19 protein-coding genes are annotated in these 18,074 nt (G+C 60.3%); 13 read left to right on the forward strand and 6 right to left on the reverse strand.

Annotated elements, in window-relative coordinates:
• Window position 1 precedes the first annotated feature (1 nt).
• The 11 genes from ACF0H7_RS05965 (at window position 2) to ACF0H7_RS06015 (ending at window position 9,707) form a co-directional block, all read left to right on the forward strand.
• Entirely contained in the window at window positions 2-1,297 is a 1,296-nt protein-coding gene (locus tag ACF0H7_RS05965; RefSeq protein ID WP_397451868.1) for a cobyrinate a,c-diamide synthase, read from the forward strand.
• Complete coding sequence (bluB, locus tag ACF0H7_RS05970; protein ID WP_397451869.1) at window positions 1,294-1,944, forward strand: 5,6-dimethylbenzimidazole synthase; 651 nt, start codon at window positions 1,294-1,296, stop codon at window positions 1,942-1,944. The genes ACF0H7_RS05965 and bluB overlap by 4 nt, the downstream gene beginning before the upstream one ends.
• On the forward strand, window positions 1,941-2,849 hold the full coding sequence (gene cbiB / locus ACF0H7_RS05975; protein ID WP_397451870.1) for an adenosylcobinamide-phosphate synthase CbiB: 909 nt from the start codon (window positions 1,941-1,943) through the stop codon (window positions 2,847-2,849). The genes bluB and cbiB overlap by 4 nt, the downstream gene beginning before the upstream one ends.
• Window positions 2,842-3,849 (forward strand): threonine-phosphate decarboxylase CobD, encoded by a 1,008-nt coding sequence (cobD, locus tag ACF0H7_RS05980; RefSeq protein ID WP_397451871.1) that lies wholly within the window; start codon window positions 2,842-2,844, stop codon window positions 3,847-3,849. Before cbiB ends, cobD begins: the two co-directional genes overlap by 8 nt.
• Entirely contained in the window at window positions 3,846-5,306 is a 1,461-nt protein-coding gene (locus ACF0H7_RS05985; protein ID WP_397451872.1) for a cobyric acid synthase, read from the forward strand. Before cobD ends, ACF0H7_RS05985 begins: the two co-directional genes overlap by 4 nt.
• 1 nt (window position 5,307) lies before the next feature.
• A complete protein-coding gene (gene cobU, locus ACF0H7_RS05990) occupies window positions 5,308-5,829 on the forward strand; it encodes a bifunctional adenosylcobinamide kinase/adenosylcobinamide-phosphate guanylyltransferase (protein ID WP_397451873.1) in 522 nt (173 codons plus the stop codon).
• The gene (gene cobT, locus ACF0H7_RS05995; protein WP_397451874.1) at window positions 5,826-6,878 is read left to right on the forward strand and encodes a nicotinate-nucleotide--dimethylbenzimidazole phosphoribosyltransferase; all 1,053 of its coding nucleotides are present in this window, start codon (window positions 5,826-5,828) and stop codon (window positions 6,876-6,878) included. The genes cobU and cobT overlap by 4 nt, the downstream gene beginning before the upstream one ends.
• Window positions 6,875-7,444 carry an alpha-ribazole phosphatase family protein gene (gene cobC, locus ACF0H7_RS06000; protein ID WP_397451875.1) on the forward strand — a complete coding sequence of 190 codons (570 nt, stop codon included), beginning with the start codon at window positions 6,875-6,877 and terminating at the stop codon, window positions 7,442-7,444. The genes cobT and cobC overlap by 4 nt, the downstream gene beginning before the upstream one ends.
• On the forward strand, window positions 7,441-8,178 hold the full coding sequence (locus ACF0H7_RS06005) for an adenosylcobinamide-GDP ribazoletransferase (RefSeq protein ID WP_397451876.1): 738 nt from the start codon (window positions 7,441-7,443) through the stop codon (window positions 8,176-8,178). Before cobC ends, ACF0H7_RS06005 begins: the two co-directional genes overlap by 4 nt.
• Before the next feature lie 207 nt (window positions 8,179-8,385).
• Window positions 8,386-9,585 (forward strand): MFS transporter, encoded by a 1,200-nt coding sequence (locus tag ACF0H7_RS06010; protein WP_397453839.1) that lies wholly within the window; start codon window positions 8,386-8,388, stop codon window positions 9,583-9,585.
• Window positions 9,582-9,707 (forward strand): hypothetical protein, encoded by a 126-nt coding sequence (locus ACF0H7_RS06015; RefSeq protein WP_397451877.1) that lies wholly within the window; start codon window positions 9,582-9,584, stop codon window positions 9,705-9,707. The genes ACF0H7_RS06010 and ACF0H7_RS06015 overlap by 4 nt, the downstream gene beginning before the upstream one ends.
• 66 nt (window positions 9,708-9,773) lie before the next feature.
• On the opposite strand, the gene ACF0H7_RS06020 is transcribed toward ACF0H7_RS06015, so the two are convergent.
• The 3 genes from ACF0H7_RS06020 to ACF0H7_RS06030 form a co-directional block, all read right to left on the reverse strand.
• A complete protein-coding gene (locus ACF0H7_RS06020) occupies window positions 9,774-11,045 on the reverse strand; it encodes an OmpP1/FadL family transporter (RefSeq protein ID WP_397451878.1) in 1,272 nt (423 codons plus the stop codon).
• A 151-nt stretch (window positions 11,046-11,196) separates the two neighbouring features.
• A complete protein-coding gene (locus ACF0H7_RS06025) occupies window positions 11,197-11,676 on the reverse strand; it encodes a hypothetical protein (protein ID WP_397451879.1) in 480 nt (159 codons plus the stop codon).
• A 342-nt stretch (window positions 11,677-12,018) separates the two neighbouring features.
• Window positions 12,019-12,243 (reverse strand): hypothetical protein, encoded by a 225-nt coding sequence (locus ACF0H7_RS06030; RefSeq protein ID WP_397451880.1) that lies wholly within the window; start codon window positions 12,241-12,243, stop codon window positions 12,019-12,021.
• A gap of 1,229 nt (window positions 12,244-13,472) precedes the next feature.
• On the opposite strand from ACF0H7_RS06030, the gene rmuC reads away from it, so the two are divergent.
• Window positions 13,473-14,837 (forward strand): DNA recombination protein RmuC, encoded by a 1,365-nt coding sequence (gene rmuC, locus ACF0H7_RS06035; RefSeq protein ID WP_397453840.1) that lies wholly within the window; start codon window positions 13,473-13,475, stop codon window positions 14,835-14,837.
• Between the two features lie 228 nt (window positions 14,838-15,065).
• On the forward strand, window positions 15,066-15,197 hold the full coding sequence (locus ACF0H7_RS06040; protein ID WP_397451881.1) for a PA1414 family protein: 132 nt from the start codon (window positions 15,066-15,068) through the stop codon (window positions 15,195-15,197).
• Between the two features lie 100 nt (window positions 15,198-15,297).
• Here ACF0H7_RS06040 and ACF0H7_RS06045 read toward each other — a convergent pair whose 3' ends face one another.
• From ACF0H7_RS06045 to ACF0H7_RS06055, 3 genes are all read right to left on the reverse strand, one after another.
• Window positions 15,298-15,576, reverse strand: coding sequence for a hypothetical protein (locus ACF0H7_RS06045; protein WP_397451882.1), 279 nt, complete (start codon window positions 15,574-15,576; stop codon window positions 15,298-15,300).
• A gap of 191 nt (window positions 15,577-15,767) precedes the next feature.
• Window positions 15,768-16,493 (reverse strand): MBL fold metallo-hydrolase, encoded by a 726-nt coding sequence (locus ACF0H7_RS06050; RefSeq protein ID WP_397451883.1) that lies wholly within the window; start codon window positions 16,491-16,493, stop codon window positions 15,768-15,770.
• A 76-nt stretch (window positions 16,494-16,569) separates the two neighbouring features.
• Window positions 16,570-17,949 (reverse strand): sodium:solute symporter, encoded by a 1,380-nt coding sequence (locus tag ACF0H7_RS06055; RefSeq protein WP_397451884.1) that lies wholly within the window; start codon window positions 17,947-17,949, stop codon window positions 16,570-16,572.
• Window positions 17,950-18,074: the final 125 nt, after the last annotated feature.

Raw genomic sequence — 18,074 nt, forward strand, 5'->3', positions numbered from 1 at the left:
CATGAGAGCAGCGCGTCACTGCCCGGCGGTCTTGATCGCCGCGCCGGCTTCTGGCCAGGGCAAAACTACCGTCACCGCCGCACTGGCCCGCCTGCACCGCAACCAAGGGCGCAAGGTGCGGGTGTTCAAGTGCGGTCCGGACTTCCTCGACCCGATGATCCTCGAACGTGCCAGCGGCGCACCGGTATATCAGCTGGATTTGTGGATGGTCGGTGCTGAAGAAAGTCGTCGCCTGTTGTGGGAAGCGGCGGGTGAAGCCGACTTGATCCTGATCGAAGGCGTGATGGGCCTGTTCGACGGCACGCCGTCCAGCGCCGATCTGGCGCGGCATTTCGGCGTACCGGTGCTGGGCGTGATCGACGGCACCGCCATGGCCCAAACCTTTGGCGCGTTGGCGCTGGGGCTGGCGCGCTATCAACCGGACTTGCCGTTTGCCGGGGTGTTGGCCAATCGGGTAGGTACCGTGCGCCACGCGCAATTGCTCGAAGGCAGTTTGACCGAGGGCTTGCGCTGGTACGGCGCCTTGTCACGGGAAACCGGGATCGAATTGCCGAGTCGGCATTTGGGCCTGGTGCAGGCCAGTGAACTGAATGACCTTGATGCGCGTCTCGATGCGGCGGCCAGCGCCTTGGCCAGCACTTGCGAAGTGGCGCTGCCGCCCGCAGTTGAGTTTTCAGCCCCCGAGGTTATCCAGGCCGAGCCATTGTTGGCCGGTGTGCGGATCGCGGTTGCCCACGACGAGGCCTTTGCGTTCATCTACGGCGCCAACCTCGACCTGCTGCGGGCCATGGGCGCCGAGCTGTTGTTCTTCTCGCCGATCCACGACAGCGAAATCCCCGACGCCGACAGTCTATATTTGCCCGGCGGCTACCCGGAATTGCACCACCTGACCCTGGGGCAAAACCAGTCGATGTTAACGGCGATTCGCGCGCATCACGCGGCACGCAAACCTTTGCTGGCTGAGTGTGGCGGCATGCTGTATTTGCTGGATGCGCTGACCGATGTCGAAGGCCAGCGGGTCGAACTGGTGGGCTTGCTCAGCGGTGAGGCGGTGATGCAGAAACGCCTGGCAGCACTGGCACTGCAAGCGGTCGAATTGCCGGAAGGTCTGTTGCGTGGCCACACGTATCATCACTCGCTGACCAGCACCGAGCTGCAGCCCATCGCCCGTGGCGTGAGCCCCAACGGTGGGCGCGGCGCCGAGGCGGTCTATCGTGACGGGCGGATGACCGCTTCTTACGTGCACTTCTATTTCCCTTCCAACCCCCAAGCGGTTGCGGCGCTTCTTAAACCATGAATGATCAGGCCTTCAGCCCCGACGAACGTGCAGCAGTCTATCGAGCGATAGCCGAGCGCCGTGACATGCGCCATTTCAGCGGCGGCGAAGTGGCGCCCGAGTTGTTGGCGCGCTTGCTCGAGGCGGCGCACCACGCCCCCAGCGTCGGATTGATGCAACCGTGGCGCTTCATCCGTATCAGCGACCGGGCGTTGCGTGGACAGATTCAGGCGCAGGTCGAGCAAGAGCGGATTCGTACCGCCGAGGCGTTGGGCGAGCGCTCCGACGACTTCATGAAACTCAAGGTCGAAGGTATCAACGATTGCGCGGAAGTGTTGGTCGCGGCACTGATGGATGATCGCGAACGGCATATCTTTGGCCGCCGCACCTTGCCGGAAATGGACATGGCGTCGTTGTCCTGCGCCATCCAGAACTTGTGGCTGGCGGCGCGCGCGGAAGGGCTGGGCATGGGTTGGGTGTCGTTGTTCGAACCCCAGGCGCTGGCTGAACTGCTGAACATGCCGGCCGGGGCCAAGCCGCTGGCGATTTTGTGTCTGGGACCGGTCGCGGAATTCTACCCGGCGCCGATGCTGGTGCTGGAAGGCTGGGCGCAGGAGCGGCCGTTGAGTGACATGCTGTATGAGAATCAATGGGGAGTGAGTCGATGAGCGTGGCGTTACTGAGCGTCGCCGGGGTTGCGCTGGATGCGCTGCTCGGCGAGCCGAAACGGGCGCACCCGCTGGTGGCGTTCGGACGCTTCGCCAACCGCCTTGAGCAGCGTTTCAACAGTGCCGGGCGTGGCTGGCGCAGCCATGGCGTCACCGCCTGGTTCATCGCGGTGATTCCGTTGACCCTGCTGGCAACGGCCTTGAGCTGGCTGCCGTATATCGATTGGCTGGTGGATGTGTTGGCGCTGTATTGCGCGTTGGGCCTGCGCAGTCTGGGTGAGCACGTCGAACCGGTGGCGCAGGCGTTGCGCGGCGATGATCTGGACGAGGCGCGGCGGCGGGTCGGTTATCTGGTCAGTCGGCAGACCGCTGAACTAGACGCCACCGAAGTAGCCCGCGCGGCCACTGAGTCGGTGCTGGAAAACGGCAGCGATGCGGTGTTTGCCGCGCTGTTCTGGTTTGCCGTCGCCGGCACGCCCGGCGTGGTGTTGTACCGTTTAAGTAATACCCTCGATGCGATGTGGGGCTACCGCAACGAACGTTTCGAACGCTTCGGCTGGGCGGCGGCAAAGATCGACGACGTCTTGAATTACATTCCCGCACGGCTGGTAGCATTGACCTACGCCTTGCTGGGAAAAACCCGTCTGGCCTTGCGCTGCTGGCGAACCCAGGCGCCGAAATGGGACAGTCCCAATGCGGGGCCGGTGATGGCGGCGGGTGCGGGTGCGCTGGGCGTGGAGCTGGGCGGCGCGGCGATTTATCATGGTGAGTTGCACCAGCGTGCGCAACTCGGTGAAGGTGTTCCCGCTGATGCCGGATCGATTGATCGCGGCTGGCAATTGGTCCAACGTGGGGTCTGGTTATGGTTACTGATCTTGTGCGTGGGGGCTGAATTTTATGCTTGAGCATGGCGGTCGCCTGCGGCTCGCAGCGTTGCAGTACGGCATCGAGGAAGGTGATTGGCTGGACCTGTCCACCGGCATCGCGCCGTGGCCATGGCCGATTCCGGAGATTCCGCTGCGGGCCTGGGCTCGCCTGCCGGAAAACGATGACGGCCTCGAATTGGCGGCCCGTGCTTATTACGGTGCCTCGCAGGTGTTGCCGGTGCCAGGCTCGCAAGCGGCGATTCAAGCCTTGCCGCGCTTGCGTCGCGCGGGCAAGGTCGGCGTGGTTTCGCCATGTTATGCCGAGCATGCCGCCGCCTGGCGCAGCAACGGCTTTCTGGTGCGTGAAGTGCTGGAGCACGAAGTCGATTTCTTCCTCGACAGCCTTGATGTGCTGGTGGTGGTCAATCCGAATAACCCGACCGGCGTGAATATTCCTGCGGAGCGCCTGTTGGGATGGCACGCACGTCTGGCCCAGCGCGGTGGCTGGCTGGTGGTCGACGAAGCGTTCATGGACAACACGCCCGAGCTGAGTCTCAGTGCCGAAACCTGGCGTGTCGGGCTGATTGTCTTGCGTTCGTTCGGCAAGTTCTTTGGCCTGGCCGGCGTTCGCCTGGGCTTTGTGCTTGCCGAGCCGAGGCTGCTGAAACTGCTGGAGCGGCATATCGGTCCGTGGGCGGTCAGTGGGCCCACCCGGATTCTCGGGCAGGTCTGCCTCAGCGATCTGGAAGGGCATCACCAGCAACGCACGCGCACCGAACAGGCCAGCGAACGGTTGGCGGCATTGTTGACGCGCCACAGTCTGAGCCCGGTGGGCGGTTGCGCCCTGTTTCAATGGCTGACTACGCCGTTGGCGGTGCACCTGCACGAATTTTGCGCGCAACGCGGGATTCTGCTGCGGCTGTTCATGCAAAGCGGCAGCCCGCACCACAGCAGCTTGCGTTTCGGTTTACCCGCCGAAGAAGCGGACTGGCAGCGACTGGAACAGGTGCTCGACGCCTTCGACAAGGTGCTGCGATGACCACGCTGATGGTGCAGGGCACCACGTCCGACGCCGGTAAAAGCACGCTGGTGACTGCGTTGTGTCGCTGGTTGACTCGACAGGGCGTGCGCGTGGTGCCGTTCAAACCGCAGAACATGGCGCTCAACAGCGCCGTGACCGCAGACGGCGGCGAGATTGGTCGGGCGCAGGCGGTACAGGCTCAGGCCGCTGGACTCAAACCGCATACCGACATGAACCCGGTGCTGCTCAAACCCAACAGCGATACCGGCGCGCAGGTCATCATCCATGGCCGTGCGGTGACCACCATGAATGCGGTGGCGTATCATGACTACAAAGCCATCGCCATGCAGGCGGTGCTCGCCTCGCACCAACGCTTGAGCGCGGCGTATCCGGTGGTCATGGTGGAAGGCGCCGGGTCGCCGGCGGAGATCAACCTGCGCGCCGGCGATATTGCCAACATGGGCTTTGCCGAAGCGGTGGACTGCCCGGTACTGCTAATCGCCGACATCAATCGCGGTGGCGTATTTGCGCACTTGGTGGGAACGCTGGAGCTGTTGTCAGCCAGCGAGCAAGCGCGGGTCAAAGGTTTCATCATCAACCGTTTTCGTGGCGATATCGCGCTGCTGCAACCGGGCCTCGACTGGCTCGAAGCGCGCACCGGCAAGCCGGTGGTGGGTGTGTTGCCATACGTGATGGACCTGCACCTGGAGGCTGAAGACGGCCTCGATCAACGCCAGGGCGACAAGGTCGAGCAGGTGTTGAACGTGGTGGTGCCGGTGTTGCCGCGCATCAGCAACCACACCGATTTCGATCCGCTGCGTCTGCATCCGCAAGTGAACCTGCAATTCATCGGGCCGGGTCAGGCGATTCCGCCGGCGGACCTGATCATCCTGCCGGGTTCGAAAAGTGTGCGCAGCGATCTGGCGTATTTGCGCGGCCAGGGCTGGGACGTGGCGATCAGTCGGCACCTGCGCTACGGCGGCAAATTACTGGGCATCTGCGGTGGTTTACAGATGCTCGGTCAGCAGGTGCATGACCCGCTGGGGCTGGAAGGCGCGGCCGGCTCGAGTGCTGGTTTCGGGTTGCTGGACCTGAGCACCGTGCTTGAAGAAGAGAAGCAACTGCGTAATGTCCACGGCCGCCTGGCGCTGGAAGATGCGCCGGTCAGTGGTTATGAAATTCATGCCGGGGTGACGTCTGGCGCGGCGCTGGAGCAGTCAGTCGTGCACCTGGACGATGGCCGCTGCGATGGTGCGCAAAGTGCCGATGGACAAATCCTCGGCACCTACCTGCACGGCTTGTTCGAGTCGCCGCCCGCCTGCAGCGCCCTGTTGCGTTGGGCCGGTTTGCAAGATGTGCAGCAGGTCGATTATCACGCGTTGCGCGAGCGGGATATCGAACGCCTGGCAGACCTCGTGGAGAAACACCTCGACGGTCCGCTGCTGCGCAGCCTGTGTGGTCTGGAGGGCAACTGACATGCAACAACTCATCCTTGGTGGCGCTCGCTCTGGCAAAAGCCGACTGGCCGAACGCCTCGCTACTGAAACCAGCCTCGACGTCATTTACATCGCCACCAGCCAGCCCCTCGATGGCGAAATGACTCAGCGCGTGGCTATGCATCGACAAAGCCGCCCGCAGCATTGGGGTTTGATCGAAGAGCCGATCGAACTGGCCCGGGTGCTGCGCGAAAACGCCGATAACGACCGTTGCCTGTTGGTGGATTGCCTGACGCTGTGGCTGACCAACCTGTTGATGCTGGAAGATCCCGAACGCCTGAGCCACGAGCGCGAGGCGTTGTTGAATTGCCTGGCCGAGCTGCCAGGCGAAATCATTTTTGTCAGCAACGAAACCGGGTTGGGCGTGGTGCCCCTCGGTGAGCTGACCCGCCGTTATGTCGATGAAGCCGGCTGGCTGCATCAAGCCCTGGCCGAACGTTGCCAGCGCGTGGTGTTGACCGTCGCTGGCTTGCCGCTGACTTTGAAAGGACCTGCATTATGAGTAACTCCTGGTGGCTGAAGCCCGCGCAGGCGATCAATGTTTCGGCGCGTGAAGAAGCCCTGGCGCGCCAGCAACAACTGACGAAACCGGCTGGCTCCCTTGGCCAGTTAGAGAATGTGGCGGTGCGCCTGGCCGGTTTGCAAGGCCGGGTCAAACCCAGGGTCGACTCGCTGTGGATCGCGATTTTTGCCGGCGACCATGGTGTGGTGGCAGAGGGCGTTTCGGCGTTCCCGCAGGAAGTCACCGGGCAGATGCTGCACAACTTCGTTACCGGAGGCGCGGCGATCAGCGTGCTGGCGCGTCAGCTTTCGGCGCAACTGGAAGTGGTCGATTTGGGCACCGTGTCGCCACTGAATTTGCCGGGCGTGCGTCACCTGAACCTGGGCGCCGGTACCGCAAACTTTGCTCAAGGCCCGGCGATGACCCAGGCGCAGGGTGAGCAGGCGCTGGAAGCCGGACGTGACAGCGTGCGCCGTGCGTTGGCCGCGGGTGCTGAATTGTTTGTCGGCGGCGAAATGGGCATCGGCAACACCACCGCGGCCAGTGCCCTGGCCTGCGCGTTGCTCGACAGCCCGGTGCAATTGCTGGTCGGGCCGGGAACAGGGCTGAACGCAGCCGGCGTCACCCACAAGGCGCTGGTGATTCAGCGCGCCTTGGCCTTGCACGCGGAGCACGCTGGCGACCCACTGCGCAGCCTGATTTGCCTCGGTGGATTTGAGATCGCCGCGCTGGTCGGCGCTTACCTGGCGTGCGCGCAAGAAGGCCTCGCGGTCGTGGTCGATGGCTTCATTTGCAGCGTCGCGGCGCTGGTCGCGGTGCAGTTGAATCCGTCGTGTCGCGACTGGCTGTTTTACGGTCATCGTGGCGCAGAGCCCGGTCATCGTCACTTGTTGGAAAGCCTGCAGGCCGAGCCATTGCTGGATCTGGGCTTGCGCCTGGGCGAAGGCAGTGGTGCAGCGTTGGCGGTGCCGCTGTTGCGTCTGGCCTGCGAACTGCACAACGGCATGGCGACCTTCGCTGAAGCGGCGGTAGCGGATCGTCCGGCATGACCTTGCGTCTGGACCTGTTGCGTCACGGCGAAACCGAATTGGGTGGCGGCCTGCGTGGCAGTCTGGACGATGCGCTGACCGATACCGGTTGGGCGCAGATGCGCGCGGCGGTGGTCGAGGCGGGGCCTTGGGATCGGATCGTCAGCTCGCCGCTGCAACGCTGTGCGCGTTTCGCCGAAGAGCTGGCGCAACAGTTGGGTCTGCCCTTACAGCTGGACGCGGACCTGCAAGAATTGCACTTCGGCGAGTGGGAAGGGCGCAGCGCTGCGCAATTGATGCAGACCGACGCCGAAGCCCTGGGCCTGTTCTGGGCCAATCCTTACACCTTCACACCGCCCCAGGGCGAACCGCTGACTGCGTTCTCTGCTCGGGTGCTGGCAGCGATCAAGCGTCTGTATGCGGCGCATGCCGGTGAGCGGGTGCTGTTGATCAGTCATGGCGGGGTCATGCGCCTGTTGCTGGCCCAGGCGCGTGGCCTGCCTCGCGAGCAATTGTTGCAAGTCGAAGCCGCACACGCCGCATTGCTTTCGATTTTGGTCGGCGCCGACGGTGTGCTGAGCGAATGAAGCCGTTGCCGCTGTGGATCGCCCTGCAGTTTCTCAGCAGCCTGCCGATCCGCCTGTCGGGAATGCCAGAGCCCCGGGAAATGGGTCGTTCGTTATTGTTCTATCCGGTGGTCGGTTTGCTGTTCGGGCTGATCCTGTTGGCGGTGAATGCGCTATTGGTCGCTGCGCCGCCGATGTTGCACGCGGCGTTGCTGTTGACCGTCTGGGTGCTGCTCAGCGGTGGATTGCACCTCGACGGTCTGGCCGACAGCGCCGATGCCTGGCTCGGGGGCTTCGGCGACCGCGAACGCACCCTGACCATTATGAAAGACCCACGCAGCGGCCCGATTGCGGTGGTCACGCTGGTGCTGGTGTTACTGCTTAAATTCTGCGCACTGCTGGCGTTGATCGAAAACCACCACAACCTGGGCTTGATTCTCGCGCCAGTGATTGGCCGCAGCGCCCTGCTTGGTTTGTTCCTGTGCACGCCTTACGTCCGCGCCGGAGGGTTGGGGCAGGCGTTGGCGGATCACCTGCCGCGCCGGTTGGGTAAACAGGTGCTGTTGGCGAGTGCTGTGGGCTGTGTGCTGTTGGCGGGTGTCGCTGGTGTGATTGCGCTGCTGGTGGCGGGCCTGGTTTTCTTCTGGCTGCGCCATCTGATGCTGCGCCGCCTCGGTGGCACTACCGGCGATACCGCTGGTGCATTGCTCGAGTTGCTGGAAGTGACGGTGTTGGTCGGGTTGGCGTTGGCATAGGTCGCAATGCCATTTGTAGGAGCGGGCTTGCCCGCGATGGTATCTCTGCGGTGTATCAGACAAACCGAAGCGCCTGCATCGCGGGCAAGCCACGCTCCTACAAGATTCGCGTCCACATTGACAGCCCGCTAACTACAGGCGTAGTTTCATCCCCCTCGAAATACAGGCATATACGCCTATTTCCGCTGGAGAATAATAATGACCTCGATGTGGCGTACCAGTGGCTGGATTTTAGTGGGGAGTGCGCTGATCCTCGCGCTGTCCCTGGGGGTGCGTCACGGCTTTGGTCTGTTCCTGGCGCCGATGAGCGCTCAATTCGGCTGGGGCCGCGAGGTGTTTGCCTTTGCCATTGCCTTCCAGAACCTGATGTGGGGCCTGGCTCAACCCTTTGCCGGGGCGCTGGCCGATCGTTTCGGCGCGGCCAAGGTGGTTCTCATCGGTGGCGTTCTGTACGCCGTCGGCCTGATCTTCATGAGCCTGTCCAGCACGCCGTTGTCGCTGTCATTGAGCGCCGGGGTGTTGATCGGGATCGGTCTGTCCGGCACGTCGTTTTCGGTGATTCTGGGCGTGGTAGGGCGCGCCTTGCCGCCAGAGAAACGCAGCATGGGCATGGGTATTGCCAGCGCCGCCGGCTCTTTCGGTCAGTTTGCCATGCTGCCGACCACCCTCGGGCTACTGGGGTGGTTGGGCTGGTCGGCCGCGCTGCTGGTATTGGGGCTGCTGGTGGCCTTGATTGTGCCGCTGGTGACGATGTTGAAAGACGTGCCACTGGCCCGCGCCGAGGGTGATCAAACCCTGCGCGAAGCCCTGCATGAAGCCTGTACCCACTCGGGCTTCTGGTTGTTGGCGCTGGGCTTTTTTGTCTGCGGTTTTCAGGTGGTGTTCATCGGCGTGCACCTGCCGGCCTATTTGGTGGATCAACACCTGCCGGCAAAAGTAGGGACCACCGTGCTGGCCTTGATTGGGCTATTCAACGTGTTCGGCACCTACACCGCCGGCTGGCTCGGCGGACGTCTGTCCAAGCCGCGGATCTTGACCGGCCTGTACTTGATTCGCGCGGTAGTGATCGGTTTGTTTATCTCGAATCCGGTCACTGAAACCACCGCATATCTGTTTGGCGTGGCCATGGGGCTGTTGTGGTTATCCACGGTTCCTCTGACCAACGGTACGGTCGCCACGCTGTTTGGCGTGCGTAATCTGTCGATGTTGGGCGGGATCGTGTTCCTGTTCCACCAGTTGGGCGCCTTCCTTGGTGGTTGGTTGGGTGGGGTGGTCTATGACCGCACGGGGAGCTACGATTTGATCTGGCAGGTGTCGATCCTGCTTAGCCTGTTGGCTGCGGCCTTGAACTGGCCGGTGCGTGAGCGCCCAGTGGCGCGGCTGCAACTGCAAGGAGCCATTGTGTGAACAGAGTCTGGTCGTGGAGCACTGGCGTGACCCTCGGCGTCGTGTTGTTGGCGTTGGCATGGTGGGGCTGGCAGCAGGTCGGCCTGTCCGCGCTACAGTTGGGCATGAGCATCTGCCAATAGGCGTAATCCCCGACATGAAAAAGCCCCGCATCCATCACTGGCTGCGGGGCTTTTTTGTTCAGCGAATTAGAAGCGGTAGGTCAAAGACGTACCGAAACCGTTGGCGCTGTTGTGGTAGCTGGCGCTGTAAGGTGCGCCCTTGCCGGTGTCGTTGATCGACACGCTTTCTTCCTTCAGGTAGGAATAAGCGACGTCGATGGTCATGTCTTCGGTTGGGCTCCAGCCAGCACCGAAGCTGATGATGCGGCGATCACCGGTTGGGATGCGCACCGAACGATCGGTGTTGTTGGTAGGAGACTGGTCAACCGAATAGCCGGCGCGCAGCACGATCTGTTTGTTCAAGCGGTAAGCAGCACCAATGGCGTGCGCCCAGGTGTCATGCCAGTTTTCTTGCTCGGAGATTCGGCCCAGAGGACCTGCGTTGCCGCCGAGGAACGCTGGAACACCTTCGTTCTGAACAGTAATGTCCTTGAGGCGGCTCCAGCGAGTCCAGGTACTGCCTGCGTACAGGGTCCAGTCGTCGTTGAGCTTGTGGGTCACCGAGAAGTCCGCGGATTCCGGGGTGTCCAGGTCCAGGCTACCGTCGTATTTCCCGCCGTTAAACGCGAAAGCCGGGTTTGCGCCGCTGTACTTGGTGTTGCCTTCCAGCTTGTAGGTGACCTTGGAGTGGTAGGTCAGGCCGACCTGGGTGCTCTCGATCGGCGTGACCAGAATACCGGCGGTGTAGCCCCAGGCGTTGTCCTGGCCATTGATCCGCGCCTTGCCATCGTTGGTGCCGGCAGGGTTCAGTTGCAGGGCGGAAGTCAGCTCACCCTTGATGTGGTTGAAGGTCGGACCGAAGCCCACCGCCACATAGTCGTTGATTTTGTAGCTGACGGTGGGCTGGACGGTGATGACCGAGACCTTGCTCTTGTCACCGTAGTAGCGGCCCTGAAAGCTTTTTTCGTAGTCGGTAACCAGACCGAACGGTGCGTACACCCCTAGGCCGAAAGCCCAGTGATCATCGATTGGTTTGACGTAGTAGCCCATCGGAACAAAAGTGGCCGGGACCATGTCGCCGTCGTTGGTGCTGCCGGGTTGGCCGCTGGCATGCTTGATGTCGGTACTGGCGTCGATCGCGGCAACGCCGATGCTGACTTCCTGGCGTTTGAGTTTGGACATACCGGCAGGGTTACCCACTACGGTGCTGGCGTCTTCGGCAGAAGAAGAGCGGCCTGCATAGCCAGTACCCATCCCACTGACGCTTTGTTCGTTGAGGGCAAAGCCGCTTGCGAAGAGCTGAGTAGAGATAAGGCCTACAGCGAGGCTAAGTGTGGTCTTGAGCATTACTTTTTTCATTATTAGAAACTCCTTGTTGATCACCGCGCGGAAATTACCAACATTTTCGTCGCAGCGCCATAGCTTGAATTGCCCGAGATAGAGCCTTTTTGTAGGACAATTTGTCCAAGCTGCGTCGATCTACGGGGATCCTGCAGATATGCTTGATGACTCAGGCAACCGAGTGAAGCGGGGCGATACAATTTTGCCAAGCCGCAGCGAAGTCGCGTAACCGACCTTGCGGCTGGAAAGTTTGTCGCCAGATTCTGGCCATCCCGATGATGTCGTTGTCGGGTGGCAGGGGAGTGCCTTGTGCTTCGATCAGCAACCAGGCAATGGCAGTGGCATAACGCAGATTGACGGTGAGTTCCAGGTGCGGTCCTTTAAGGAACGCATGCTGGCTGGCGAGTCCGCGAACCAGGCTGGCGCGATCCGGATCACGGGCCAGGTAGTCGTCCCAGAGGTGTTGATGGCGTAGCTCGGTAATGCGATAGAGCCCGTGGCCCCGGCGGCTGTCCAGCGCGTCGCCCAGGGCAGACTGGCTGGCGGCGATGCCGAGCAACAGGGATTCGGCGTTGGGGCAGTGACAGCCAAGGTAGATCAGCGTTGGGCGGATCACATGGCGGCACAGCTCGTTTGCAGCGATTCCCATAAAGTCCTCGTACATCCCTGATCAAGTAATAATGGCCGGCTGGGCCCAGGTGTTGGCAGCAGTGATTTGGGTCGGGCCCGCCGGAAGCGACCATCGCCGCTTGAGTTGAAGTGTAGTGTCATATTTCGAACGTAAAGGGCTGTTTTTAAAATATTTGTGCCCGCCGCCCGCTTCCTATATATCCCTTGGTGCTTAGCTCAGCTCATTAAGTGATCAATTACGCGGCATACCACGCTGGCCGGAATAGCCGATACAAAGGACAAATCACGGGCAATAAAAAGCCCCGCTTTTTAGGGCGAGGCTCTTGGAGGGCTGCGTCAGCCGGCGGCTGGCGTCAACTCATCAGGCAACCAGTGCCTGGCGGGTACGCTCGATCACGGCCTGCAGCGGCTCGGCGCTGGAGTACTGATCGGGGTACAGGCGTTCGCTGTGACGAGCGATGCCGTGTTCGTTGACGATGGTGAAGCTGAAGCAGCCTTTGCGAGCGGCCATGATCAGGCAGTTCATTGGTGCAAAAGCGTTGGTTAGGGTGCGAATGGCATCCTGAGTCTGGATATGAGTATTCATGGTTATGGGTGTTTCCTGCAAACGACACGGCAATAAGGCCGTGCAAAAATAAAACGTTCCAGTAAACGCGGGCCAGTGCTTCAAGGGCAAACTGACAGGGCGAAGAACCTGACTGGAACAAAGCAGCCAGTTTGAAGCGCGCTTTATCGTATGGCGCTTGGGCTGACCGGTAGGTACTTAGGAGGGCAGGCGGCACAACACTGGCAAAGGTTCGAGGCCAGAGGTGGAGATCCTGATCAATCTGCAGGTTGGTTGGGTCAGAGCACGAATTCTGCGAAACACCCTTCCAGTCTGTGGGGAAGGTCGTGTGTCGAGTAAGTGCCTGGAAACCATCGAGGTGGTCGATCCCTTGTGGTCGGCGGGCTTTTCACACTGAGCTTTACAGTGAGAAAGGACGTGCCGGGGGACTTTTTCGACCAGAATTGACTTTCAGCTTGGTACTAACGGCGGGCAGAGTAACGGATCGCGAAAGGGATAGCAAGCCCACCTAAGGAATTGGATAGGAGGCTTTTCGTTAGGGGGCGAAGATTATGCAGCACCCACAGGCCGTTGAAAAGCGTTGGTAGCAAAAGAAATGGGCGTTATAACCAATGGCAATCATCTTGTGCACACGCGGCCAAGAAGCTGTCACATGGATGTCACACCTTGTGTGTTGGGCCGGATAGCCGGTAGTGAATTATTAAGTCAATGAAAAACATCGTTTTTTTTCACTGGTGAAAAAATCGACAGTTTGAGCGCAGGCCCCATTCTGTGTGGCTTTGCGAAAGTTAAAGGGGGGTTGTCCACTGAGTTATCCACAGCTTCTGTGGATTGTCCCGAGCGCTTGCTCTAGCTCGCGGGTGCGACGTATTTTGTCGAAAAAAAATATTATTCAAACGGAAAATGATCGTCTATCAGCGTTTTTAATATTACGTTTTGGAATTAATCCTTTCGAGTGACTGCACATTTTTACCCCTTCGAAAAAACTGAAAAGCGCGGACTTTACTGTGCGGGTAAATCGCGTAGAGTCGCGCGCCTTGTTGAGCTACCCGGCAATCGGCGTGAGATTGCGTCCATAATGCGCGTGCCAGGAACCTCCCGGGCGCGTCTGTAGTGATGGAATAACTGGAGTTTTTATGGCACTGGACCTGACCAGCCTGCTGCTCGGCCTTGGCGCCGCAGCCTTGCCGCTACTGGCCCTGGCCTGGCAACTGCAGCGTCGGCTGGCACAACAACAGGCAGATGTCGCGCTGCTCGATGAACGCCTGAGTAATGCGCAAATGGCTCAGGACGGCCTGAGTGCTCAGCTTGATGCCAGTCGCGATGAAATAAGCGATCTGAGTCATGCCAATGCCGCCAAACAGGCCGATCTCGCCGCGTTGCACCGCGAAGTCGAATTGCTGCGCCAGGAGCGCGACAGCGCCCATGAGGCAGCGCAAGGCTGGAGTCTGGAGCGGGCGAGCAAAGAAGCCGAACTGCGGCGCCTGGACGCTCAATGCGGGGCTCTGGGAGCCGAACTGCGTGAGCAGCAGGAAAGCCATCAGCAGCGGTTGAGCGACCTGCAGAGCTCGCGTGATGAACTGCGGGCGCAGTTTGCCGAATTGGCGGGGAAAATCTTCGACGAGCGTGAGCAGCGCTTTGCCGAGACCAGTCAGCAGCAACTCGGGCAGTTGCTCAATCCGCTGAAGGAGCGCATTCAGTCCTTCGAAAAGCGCGTCGAGGAGAGCTATCAGCAAGAAGCCCGCGAGCGTTTCTCGCTGGGCAAGGAGCTGGAGCGGCTGCAACAACTCAACCAGCGCTTGAGCGATGAAGCCACCAACCTGACCCGTGCGTTAAAGGGGCAGAAGACTCAGGGCAATTGGGGTGAGTTGATCCTGGAGCGTGTGCTGGAGCATGCCGGGCTGGAAAAAGGCCGCGAGTATCAGACGCAGGTCAACCTTAAAGGGCCGGATGGCGAGCGCTTCCAGCCCGACGTGCTGATCATGCTGCCGGGCGACAAGCAGGTGGTGGTGGATGCCAAGGTCAGCCTGACGGCTTATCAACAGTACGTTTCGGCGGACGATGAGGTCATTGGCCAGGCAGCGTTGAAATCTCACGTGCTGTCGATCCGTAGTCACGTCAAAGGCCTTTCCGGTAAGGATTACAAACGGCTCGAAGGCTTGCACAGTCTGGATTTCGTGCTGCTGTTTGTGCCCATTGAGGCGGCGTTCTCCGCCGCGTTGCAAGCCGAGCCAAACCTGTTTCAAGAGGCGTTCGATCGCAATATCGTGATCGTCAGCCCAACCACCTTGCTCGCCACCCTGCGTGTGATCGACAGCCTGTGGAAACAAGAGCGGCAAAGTCAGAACGCACGGGAAATCGCCGAGCGGGCCGGCTGGCTGTACGACAAGTTTGTACTGTTCATTCAGGATCTCGATGAAGTCGGCAACCGCTTGCAACAGTTGGACAAGGCCTATGGTGCCGCGCGCAATAAACTGACGGAAGGCCGCGGTAATCTGGTCAGTCGCAGCGAGCAACTGAAACTGCTCGGCGCCCGGGCCAGCAAGAGCCTGCCAGCCGAGCTGCTCGAACGCGCGATGACCGATGAGGAGGGGTTGTTGCAGTTGCCGGAGTAGGAGTGGGTGTCGTGATACCTGTAGGCGCGGTGGCATCGGTTTCGCGCCCACCTAAGGTCTGATTGACCGAACGCTCAGCGCTCAGTATTTAATACTCTGAAGCTATTGGTCATAAATTGTTTCCCGCGACACTTGGTAGCAGGCGTAAAGTAGGACATAGAACTATGATCAGTAGGACGCGGCTTAACGTTTTTGTCAGTCGCGAGTTTTTCCCTGAAGGGGGCGCGTATGAATAGTAAATTGCAAGACTGGCTCCATGACCTCGGTGTCGCCCTCGGCCTGATCGAACGGCCAAAACTGCAACCGATTCCCGTTCGCACGGATGACGACAAACGACGTCAACAACGTCCGCGTCGGTAATCATCTGCAGGTGATTGAGGCCCGGCTCTCCTGTTGAAGGATCAACCGCAGGACCTGGCCTATCTGTCTGGAATTATTCCGTGCATTCATGCGCCCGTGCTTATTCGAGCCGCGTGCGCTCCTCGATTTCCCTCAAGACTAAAATCACATCCACCAGAATTTGCAGGGTCAGATGCTCTGGCACTTTGTAGATTCGGTCTTTGATGCGCGTGGGGAAAACAATGCCGAAATCGAATTCCAGCTGATCCAGAAAATCCTCGATTTCGAAATCTTCCAGCGCCAGGTCCTTGAGCGTGGCTTCTTCGCGAATTTCAGTTTTGTCGATCAGCATCACCCCTAGGGTGTCGTAGACGCGTTGCTGTATTGCTAACCGCTCCATAAAGCGCCTGCTGGTGCCAGTACGGTAAATCAGCCCTGTACGGCTGGAAGCAGGGATCTGTTTATAAGGCTAGCTCACGCGCTAGCCCGTGTTGCCTAATTATGTAGGAGCGGGCTTGCCCGCGATTAGTCTGATGCGGTGTGTCAAGTCCACCGCCATCGCGGGCAAGCCCGCTCCTACAGGGGATTGCGTCAACGATGCTCACGCAACCACTGATCAATCATCTCCTGCAAGCGCTCTCCGGAGAAGCTCGCAAAGTGCCCGCCATGCACAGTGCGGATCGGCAATTGGCGCAGGCGTTCCAGGCTGGTGGCGTAGTCGTCGAGGTTGGAGTGGTAGGCGTCTTCGATCAGCGGGCCGTCGTAGATAATGTCGCCGCTGAATAACGTACCCGTCGTCGCTTCCCACAGGCTGATGCCGCCAGGTGAGTGTCCCGGTGTATGCAGCACTTGCAGGGTGCGGTTGCCGAGGTCCAGCACATCGCCTTCTTCGATCAAGCGGGTGGCGGGCGCGGCCTTGACCCGGTATTCGGCGTAGCACAGCGGGCAATCCGGGTGGGCGTCGAACATGTCGTCGCCGACGAAGGCGGTGGCCAGGGTGTTGTCGCCATCGGGCTGCGCAAGGATCTGTGCTTCGGCGGGGTGGACCAGTCGCTCGGGGAACTCATGGTGCCCGGCAATGTGGTCGAAATGGCAATGACTGGCCACCGCCAACAGCGGTCGCTCAGTCAGCCACGGCAGTTGTTCGCGCAGGCTGACCAGCCCTGAACCACTGTCCACCAGCAAGTCTTTGTCGCGGCCGCGGATATGCCACAGGTTGCAGCGGTAGAAGGGGCGGATGTACGGCTCATGGATCAGGCTGACGCCATCACTCAGGGGTTTGACTTCGAACCATTGGTCACGACTGACGATTTTCATCGGGCGTTTTTCCTTGGCGCAAAAAAAATGGGTGGTCTGCCATGCCCGGCAGCCCACCCATTTAAGGGAAAAGATATCAGGCTACTTGGGCCGTGCTCACTGGACGCGGCGACACCAGGCTAACCACGACAAAACTGATCAAACCAACCGCAAGGCTGTAGTAGATCGGCGTGTTGGCGTCGAGACCGTCTTTGATCATAAAACCCAGCGCCGTCAGGAAGCCCAGCGCCATGCTGCTGATCGCCCCGGAGGTGGTTGCACGCTTCCAGAAGATCGCGCCGATCAACGGAATCAGCATACCGCCAACCAACAGGTTGTAGGCCAGCGTCAGGGCGCTGATCACGTCGTGAACTACCAGCGCGATACCCAATACCACGATGCCGGTGAGCAAGGTGAACAGGCGGTTGATGCCCAGGCTCGATTGCTTGCCGCCGCGCAGACGTGGCAGCAGGTCTTCGGTCAAGGTGGTGGAAGCGGCAAGCAAACCAGCGCTGGCGGTGGACATCATCGCAGCCAGTGCAGCCGCGATCACCAGACCGCGCAAACCGTCCGGCAGCGAGACTTTAAGGATGGCGGCGAAGGCGTTGTTGACGTTATCCAGATCCGGCAGCAGCACGTGAGCGGCCATGCCGATCAGGGCACACGCCAGGCCGTAGAAAATGCAGTACACGCCGGCAACCGAACCTGCGTATTTCGCCACCTTGTCAGTACGGGCAGTGAACACGCGCTGCCAGATGTCCTGACCGATCAGGATCCCGAAGAAGTAGATCAGGAAGTAGGTGATGATGGTGTCCCAGCCGATGGTGGTCCAGCTGAAGCTGGCGGCTGGCAGCTTGGCGACCAGTTGGTCCCAGCCCCCGACACGGTACATGCAGATCGGCAGCAGGATGAAGATCAGGCCGACGGTCTTGATCACGAATTGCACGATGTCGGTCAGGGTCAGCGACCACATGCCGCCAATCGCCGAATAAATCACCACCACGCCACCACCGAGCAATACCGACAGCCAGAACGGCAGCCCGAACAGTACTTGCATCACGGTGCCGATCGCCAGAATCGACGTCACGCCGATCATCAGCGCGTACGCCAGCATGATCACCGCGCTGGCTTGACGGGCCATCGGGTTGTAACGCTTTTCGAGGATCTGGGTAACGGTGAAGATCTTCAGCTTGAGCAGCGGTTTGGCGAGAAACAGGTTCAACGCGATGATGCCCAGGCCCAGGGCTGCGCACAGCCAGAAACCGGAAATCCCGTGAACGTAACCCAGACGCACAGTACCGACTGTCGATGCGCCGCCAAGCACGGTGGCGGCCATGGTGCCCATGTACAAGGTGGGGCCGAGGTTACGCCCTGCGACCAGGTAGTCTTCGTGGGTTTTTGCCTTGCGCATGCCGTACCAACCGAGTACCAGCATGCCAGCGGCATAGATGAGAACAACGAATATGTCTAAAGCCATGGGAGGATCACCGAATATCTTTTTTTTATGTTGAAGCACAAATCAGGCGCAGCGACGTGGCGGGCGGGTGTTGCAGGCAGCCCGCCGCGTGCCGGGATGGATCAGGCAGTTTGTCTTGAATCTAC

The sequence above is a fragment of the Pseudomonas sp. NA-150 genome, assembly GCF_044336365.1.
Lineage (GTDB): Bacteria > Pseudomonadota > Gammaproteobacteria > Pseudomonadales > Pseudomonadaceae > Aquipseudomonas.

Coding starts and splice junctions, on each gene's coding strand:
- cobD (WP_397451871.1), top strand. CDS start 2,842: ATGCTTGAGCATGGCGGTCGCCTGCGGCTCGCAGCGTTGCAGTACGGC.
- ACF0H7_RS06030 (WP_397451880.1), bottom strand. CDS start 12,243: ATGAATACTCATATCCAGACTCAGGATGCCATTCGCACCCTAACCAAC.
- cobT (WP_397451874.1), top strand. CDS start 5,826: ATGAGTAACTCCTGGTGGCTGAAGCCCGCGCAGGCGATCAATGTTTCG.
- ACF0H7_RS06025 (WP_397451879.1), bottom strand. CDS start 11,676: ATGGGAATCGCTGCAAACGAGCTGTGCCGCCATGTGATCCGCCCAACG.
- ACF0H7_RS06020 (WP_397451878.1), bottom strand. CDS start 11,045: ATGAAAAAAGTAATGCTCAAGACCACACTTAGCCTCGCTGTAGGCCTT.
- ACF0H7_RS06040 (WP_397451881.1), top strand. CDS start 15,066: ATGAATAGTAAATTGCAAGACTGGCTCCATGACCTCGGTGTCGCCCTC.
- ACF0H7_RS05985 (WP_397451872.1), top strand. CDS start 3,846: ATGACCACGCTGATGGTGCAGGGCACCACGTCCGACGCCGGTAAAAGC.
- cbiB (WP_397451870.1), top strand. CDS start 1,941: ATGAGCGTGGCGTTACTGAGCGTCGCCGGGGTTGCGCTGGATGCGCTG.
- ACF0H7_RS06050 (WP_397451883.1), bottom strand. CDS start 16,493: ATGAAAATCGTCAGTCGTGACCAATGGTTCGAAGTCAAACCCCTGAGT.
- cobU (WP_397451873.1), top strand. CDS start 5,308: ATGCAACAACTCATCCTTGGTGGCGCTCGCTCTGGCAAAAGCCGACTG.
- ACF0H7_RS06010 (WP_397453839.1), top strand. CDS start 8,386: ATGTGGCGTACCAGTGGCTGGATTTTAGTGGGGAGTGCGCTGATCCTC.
- ACF0H7_RS06045 (WP_397451882.1), bottom strand. CDS start 15,576: ATGGAGCGGTTAGCAATACAGCAACGCGTCTACGACACCCTAGGGGTG.
- ACF0H7_RS06055 (WP_397451884.1), bottom strand. CDS start 17,949: ATGGCTTTAGACATATTCGTTGTTCTCATCTATGCCGCTGGCATGCTG.
- bluB (WP_397451869.1), top strand. CDS start 1,294: ATGAATGATCAGGCCTTCAGCCCCGACGAACGTGCAGCAGTCTATCGA.
- cobC (WP_397451875.1), top strand. CDS start 6,875: ATGACCTTGCGTCTGGACCTGTTGCGTCACGGCGAAACCGAATTGGGT.
- ACF0H7_RS05965 (WP_397451868.1), top strand. CDS start 2: ATGAGAGCAGCGCGTCACTGCCCGGCGGTCTTGATCGCCGCGCCGGCT.
- ACF0H7_RS06005 (WP_397451876.1), top strand. CDS start 7,441: ATGAAGCCGTTGCCGCTGTGGATCGCCCTGCAGTTTCTCAGCAGCCTG.